General features: G+C 38.4%; 4 protein-coding genes and 1 pseudogene. 2 read left to right on the forward strand and 3 right to left on the reverse strand.

Translation table 11 applies throughout. The features are described from left to right. The first annotated feature begins 240 nt into the window (after positions 1–240). Entirely contained in the window at positions 241–861 is a 621-nt protein-coding gene (locus JMM81_RS22275) for a hypothetical protein (protein WP_256243745.1), read from the forward strand. Positions 862–907: 46 nt separating this feature from the next. Continuing rightward, entirely contained in the window at positions 908–1,960 is a 1,053-nt protein-coding gene (locus JMM81_RS22280; RefSeq protein WP_256243746.1) for an SMP-30/gluconolactonase/LRE family protein, read from the forward strand. Positions 1,961–2,703: 743 nt separating this feature from the next. Here JMM81_RS22280 and JMM81_RS22285 read toward each other — a convergent pair. The 3 genes and pseudogenes from JMM81_RS22285 to JMM81_RS22295 form a co-directional block, all read right to left on the reverse strand. Beyond that, positions 2,704–3,762 (reverse strand): cytochrome d ubiquinol oxidase subunit II, encoded by a 1,059-nt coding sequence (locus JMM81_RS22285; RefSeq protein ID WP_256243748.1) that lies wholly within the window; start codon positions 3,760–3,762, stop codon positions 2,704–2,706. A 12-nt stretch (positions 3,763–3,774) separates the two neighbouring features. Continuing rightward, positions 3,775–5,136 (reverse strand): cytochrome ubiquinol oxidase subunit I, encoded by a 1,362-nt coding sequence (locus JMM81_RS22290; RefSeq protein WP_256243749.1) that lies wholly within the window; start codon positions 5,134–5,136, stop codon positions 3,775–3,777. Positions 5,137–5,560: 424 nt separating this feature from the next. Next, positions 5,561–5,859 (reverse strand): annotated as a pseudogene (locus JMM81_RS22295) (IS3 family transposase); the annotation flags it as partial.

Below are 5,859 nucleotides of genomic sequence, written 5' to 3' on the forward strand. Positions count from 1 at the left end.
GTATCTGTAGTCTACTTGACCTTAAAAATTCTGTCCAACTAAGTGTAGCCTATCCACCAGAAAACGATTAGGTTACAATAAGTTTATCTTTTTTCCAAAGAAATATAAGCATAAATCTAGATTTATTCGCCCTAAACCTTTTATGATTATAAAAAAATAGGCTTCTTCACTAAGCACCTATGGAAGTTTAAATCATACTTAATAAAATATGATTTAAAATCGTGATTCAGGAGGTAAACAATGAACATACCTTTTTATAACCCTTCTTCCTACTATCAAGCTAATTATTATGTAAGACAAGATCCAACGAATAATTTTACAATCGGTATTGATCCCAATAAGTTAGGGAGAATTGGTGAACTATCTAATCAGATTGTTTCTCAATTATTTCGTCAATATCAAACCTCAAATCTTCCGCCCTTTGATTTTGCCCAAAGAAATCTACTACCTCAACTAGCCCAATATGGTTCGATTAATATAAATGAACAGGCTGCTCTAAACCGTGTAATCGATATTATTAAAACAGAAAAACCGGATGCTGCAACTCAAATATCTAATATATCAGAAGCACTGATTGCACAAAGTGCCTCTCCTACAGCTATTTCATTAACTAGTATTGCAAGTAATGTGTTGCAACAAGCAAGTTTAAGAACACATCCGAGTGTTTTAGGTGAGATAGCTTATGCGTTTTTAGGATTTTTAATTGGGCAACTCGCAGGTATTCAATTAATCAATATTTTATTCCCAGGACTACCAATACCAATTTTAGTGGAATTTGGACGAATAATGGGAGGGTTTGCTGGGACGACAGCATCACACTTCTGTTACCTTGCCTTAGGAGGAAATGCCTTGTACCATTAGGCATTTTAAAAGTTATTTTATCTACTAAAAATGAAAGGGGAAAAAAATGTTTAATCCCTATATGTACCCTCAAAGAAATGTATACTTTAATAATCCGTATGTTTACAGAACATATTCTACTCGTGATAAAAAATTAAGAGAAACAAAAGATGATAAGAGAAATAACATTTCTACACCTAAAAAAATTAAAGTTGTCGTGCATGCCTTCAATCTCCGTACACCAACTCATATGGAATGGACTCAGGATGGCAGGCTTTTAGTCTCAGAGCATACTGCCGGGGAAGTAAAAGATATAACAAATGGTGGGGATTTTAAAAATGTAAGACCCTTTGCTTACGGACTACAAGGACCGTCAAGCATTCTTCCATTGCCAAATGGTCGTATTCTAGTAGCTGAAGCATGGGGGAATAGAGTAACTGACATTACTCATGGTGGAAATGCTTTAGAAAAACCACCATATTTAACTCTTAGCGAACCATATAGTTTGTCAACTTTAAATGGAAATATTTATGCTACAGAACAAAATGAACTATCTAATCTAGAACTTTCTGAAATTACTGGCGGTGAAGGAGTAGTTAGTGAAAGTCAACCGATTGTAACAGGAATTCCTGTTACTCCTTTACCTGGACTCGAAGGTTTGTCTCCGTATATTGATATGCAAGATGTAATCGGGTCAACCAAGTGTGGTTCATGGACAATAGCTATTCCAACTGATATAGACTTCGGTTATCCAAGTAATGGATTCTCAAGGTCAGGAGGATTGTATTTAAGTTGCTCAGTCCTAGGACAAATAATAAAAGTTCCAAAAGAAGGTGGAAACTATTTTGATCTTATAGATAAAGGCCATTTGTTTGCGTGGGGATTAGATTTCTCTGGTGGTATGATAATGAATAGAAACGATGGCTTGATATATGTAACTCAACCACTTAAAGGGACAGTTATGGCTGTAGATCCAAATGATAAAAGAGATTACCGATTCGATCCTCCAGTTGTAAAGGGTCTAAGTATGCCTACATGTGTAAGATTTAGTCCAGACGGTAAAAGCATGTTTATTTGCTCTATGACTACAGGAACCATTTGGAAAGTAACAAATTTTTAATGATAAAATGTATCGCTTTATTTCGATTTCCGATTTAGATACTGCACATTGTAAAAGTAATAATCAAAGATTAGTCGTTTAATTAGGCAGCTTGTAGGGCATGAGCCCGGTACAATACCGAACTCATGCCCTACAAGCTGCCTAATAAAATAACGTGTCTAACTTTTTGGGGTCACTTCATTATTAGAGGGCGTTTTCCTGTATAATTAGAAAATCGGTCATTATACAGGAAAACGCCCCCCAACCCAAACTGGTTGAGAGCCTTTGAAACGTTGATAATTAACGCTTTGAGAACTACGGTGCACGACGAGCGCCTTTAAGACCGTATTTTTTACGCTTTTATTAGTATTGGTATTGGAAATCAATCCATAAATAACAAGAGCCCTCTACCGAGAAGACTCTTACACTCACTGTTACATTATAATTAATCTTTCCTTACAAGTAGTGAACAGCACTCCACATGTCCAGAGTGTGGGAACACATGAGAGCCACCGGTGTGTTATTTACCAGTTTAAAAATTAAGGCGGATTTCTTTTAAAAAACGACTCCCTTTTCATAAGGAACACCTATGATCGAAACCGGCCCATTTTTCCATCACCGGTGACATCGCGTTTCTTTGTCACAATTGTTTGTTCAACCTTTTGTTATTTTACATGTGCAGATACTCCCCGATAACCAAAAGCATATACAATCATTAATACCAACACCAATAAATTCACAAGTGTTCTTAATCTTGGAACTTTTTATCCCTCCTTTAATGGATTACTGGATCGTTTTTTTTGCAAATAACGGTTATCGTGCATAAACATCTTCCAAAAGTACACAAATCCTGGAAACAAAATAGCAAATCCTACAATATACGTAGCAAAGATGGCGCGGAAGGAATTCGGGTCGGTAAACCCTGATTCTATTGTCACTTGTGGATACACCATATAAGGTAAGTGGGCGCGGCCATAAACAAAACTTGCAATCAAATACTGGAGCGTTACAGCGACTACAGCTAGCCGCGGCCAGCCGCTTACATTTTTTTTCGTAAAGAAAGGCAGATAAAGCGCTACACCCCCGATTATAAAAAAAATGATTGACGTTATTAAAAGCGGTAAGTCATTCATCATTTTTACATAGATCCAATTCGCTTCCTGTTTTAAGGTCAGCATGATCAGAAATGCCATCAATAATGAAATGGGTCCGGCAATCATGGCATCTTTCCGATAAATTTTATAAGCTTCTGGCTCATTCGAAACCTTTGAGTAGTCTGACAGCAGCAAAGAAGATAAGAACAACGTACTGCTGATCGCAAACCCAATGAATGCATACTCATTCGGACTTGTGAACAGCTTCCCCAAATCAAGTGTTTGGCTATCCTCACCAAAATGTACATACCCCCCGTGTGTAATTGGCAGTACGCTTATTAATAAAGCTGGTAACAAAATTCCTGCAATTCCGGAAATATAGGTGAGAATTTTCCTATACTCGACGGCTATATGTGAAAATACGAGAAACGCACTCCTGAGAGCCAAAAGCAACAGGATCATACTCCCCGGAATGAGCAAAATCGTTCCGAGGGTGTAGGCTGCTCCGGGAAACATGCTGTATACCGCAATCACTAATGCGACAATGAACGTATTTGTAACCTCCCAAGTTGGGGATAGATAACGATTGGCAATGTTGGTTGCACCGGTTTTTGTCCTGTTCATGTATACCATCGACCAAAAGCCTGAACCAAAATCCATCGATGCCATTAAAGAATAAATAAACACAAATCCCCAAAGAACTATACTAGCGATAACTGCATCCGACACCACATCTCCTCCTTATGAATTTGTGCTAAATAGGGAAACACCTTTCTGCTCAGCCCTATTTAGATCATCCGTAACTGTATTTCTCTTAAAGTAATAAAGCAGTACAAACACTACAGCCGCTGCCAAAATGGCATATACAACAATAAAAAATGTAAAAAGTATACCCAGATTTCCTGCTGTAGTAGCAGAGTCCTCTGTTAAAAGTACTCGATAGATTGTCCATGGCTGCCTGCCGGTACAAGCAAAAATCCAGCCGCATTCAAGAGCAATGATTGCCAATGGTCCAGACAAGACAAACAGCCACATAAGCGGTTTCGGAAAACGGTCTTTTTTCAGCCACCTATCCCACACAATAACAAATACTGCGAGCAAGATAAGGAGAGAACCGATCCCAACCATTAAATTGAATAGAGTGTGTATATAAAGCGGCGGCCACCACTCTTCAGGAAAATCATTCAATCCAACAACCTTTGTATCAAAACTGTTTCCTGCGAGAAAGCTTAATGCCCATGGAATTTCAATCCCCCACTCGACTTCCTGCGTTTCCCTATCCGTGAATCCCCCAATGGTGAGAGGAGCATGTGTCTGAGTTTCGAACAATCCTTCTGCAGCAGCCAACTTTTCGGGCTGGTATTCATGTAAATGTTGTGCCAAAGCATGTCCGTTTAATGCTGTAAGTAAAGAGAAAACACCACCAACCACAACACTTAACATTAACGCTTTCTTGTGGAAACGGTACAGCTTTGAACCAACATCATTTTTCAGCATTTTAAACGCTGCAATGGAAGCAACCACAAATGCACCTGTGGTGTATGCTGATACCGCAACGTGGCCAGCTGTCACAAAGAAACTGGGGTTAAAGAACGCTTTCCATGGATCAACATCTACGATTTCCCCATTCACGATTCGAAACCCTGCTGGCGTTCCTTCAAAGGAGTGGACATTCGTGATTAAGACAGCAGAACCAAGTGCTCCGATTGCCACTAAAGAGAGACTAGCAATTCTCATCCATGGCGGAATTCGGTCGGCAGCATACACATAGATGGACATAAAAAGTGCTTCAATGAAAAATGCATAGATTTCAATTTGAAAAGGAAGTGCCATTACCCGGCCTATCACCTCCATGAATCCTGGCCATAGCAAGGAAAGCTGTACCCCCGCAATCGTACCGGTTGGAATTCCGACACCAAGCAAAACAGCAAAAGCCTTGGTCCACCGCTTTGCCATGACAGCGTACTGAAAATCCTTCGTCCGCTGATACATTAATTCAGCTAGTAGCATCATAAATGGCAATCCTACACCAATCGTTGCAAAAATAATATGAAAAGCCATGGTTGTGCCAAACATTGATCTGGCTATCACTAAATCATCCATCATATCTTCCCTTTCATCTGTATCATTATTTGTTAGCTTTTCCAAACAAAAAGAAATTATTGAGGATTTTTCCATAATTTATAAGAGAAAAAGTACGTTCTCTAGCTTTTCCACTTATGCAATATACTTTCGTATAACGATTAAAATAAATGAATTATTTTTTACCAGCTTAAATCTTGATTAAAAGACCGTGCCTATACCAAGGTTAACCTTTGTTGCCTTTTGAATTTCATAGCTGTAAATGCGGGTTCTCTAATGGGATGCAGAAACAAACTGAGCAATAGATTTAAAGAATATAATGACAAAAGGACCAAATCTATTTTCGATTTGGTCCTAAGTTACAGCTTTTATTCTATTGACTCATTATGTTCCTCAGCACTGACTTTAGAGAACTTTCAGTACTAACTGGTATGTCAACACTAAACTAGACAACTTTTTTAAGGTGTTCAAGTTTGTAATCAATCGGACTTACATAACCAAGTGTCCCATGAATTCGTATGTGATTAAACCAATGGACATAGTCATGTAATTCCCTTGTTCATTCTTCTAAACGATTAAAATGTTGACCTTTCACAAACTCTGTTTTGATGATTTTAAACGTTGCTTCAGCTACGGCATTGTCATACGGGCAGCCCTTCATGCTTAAAGATCGTTGAATATGAAATGCCTTTAAAGCATCGTCCATCAGCTTATTTTTAAACTCATTTCCACGTTCCACGATCC

The organism is Bacillus sp. V3B (assembly GCF_024494465.1).
Lineage (GTDB): Bacteria > Bacillota > Bacilli > Bacillales > Cytobacillaceae > Bacillus_BD.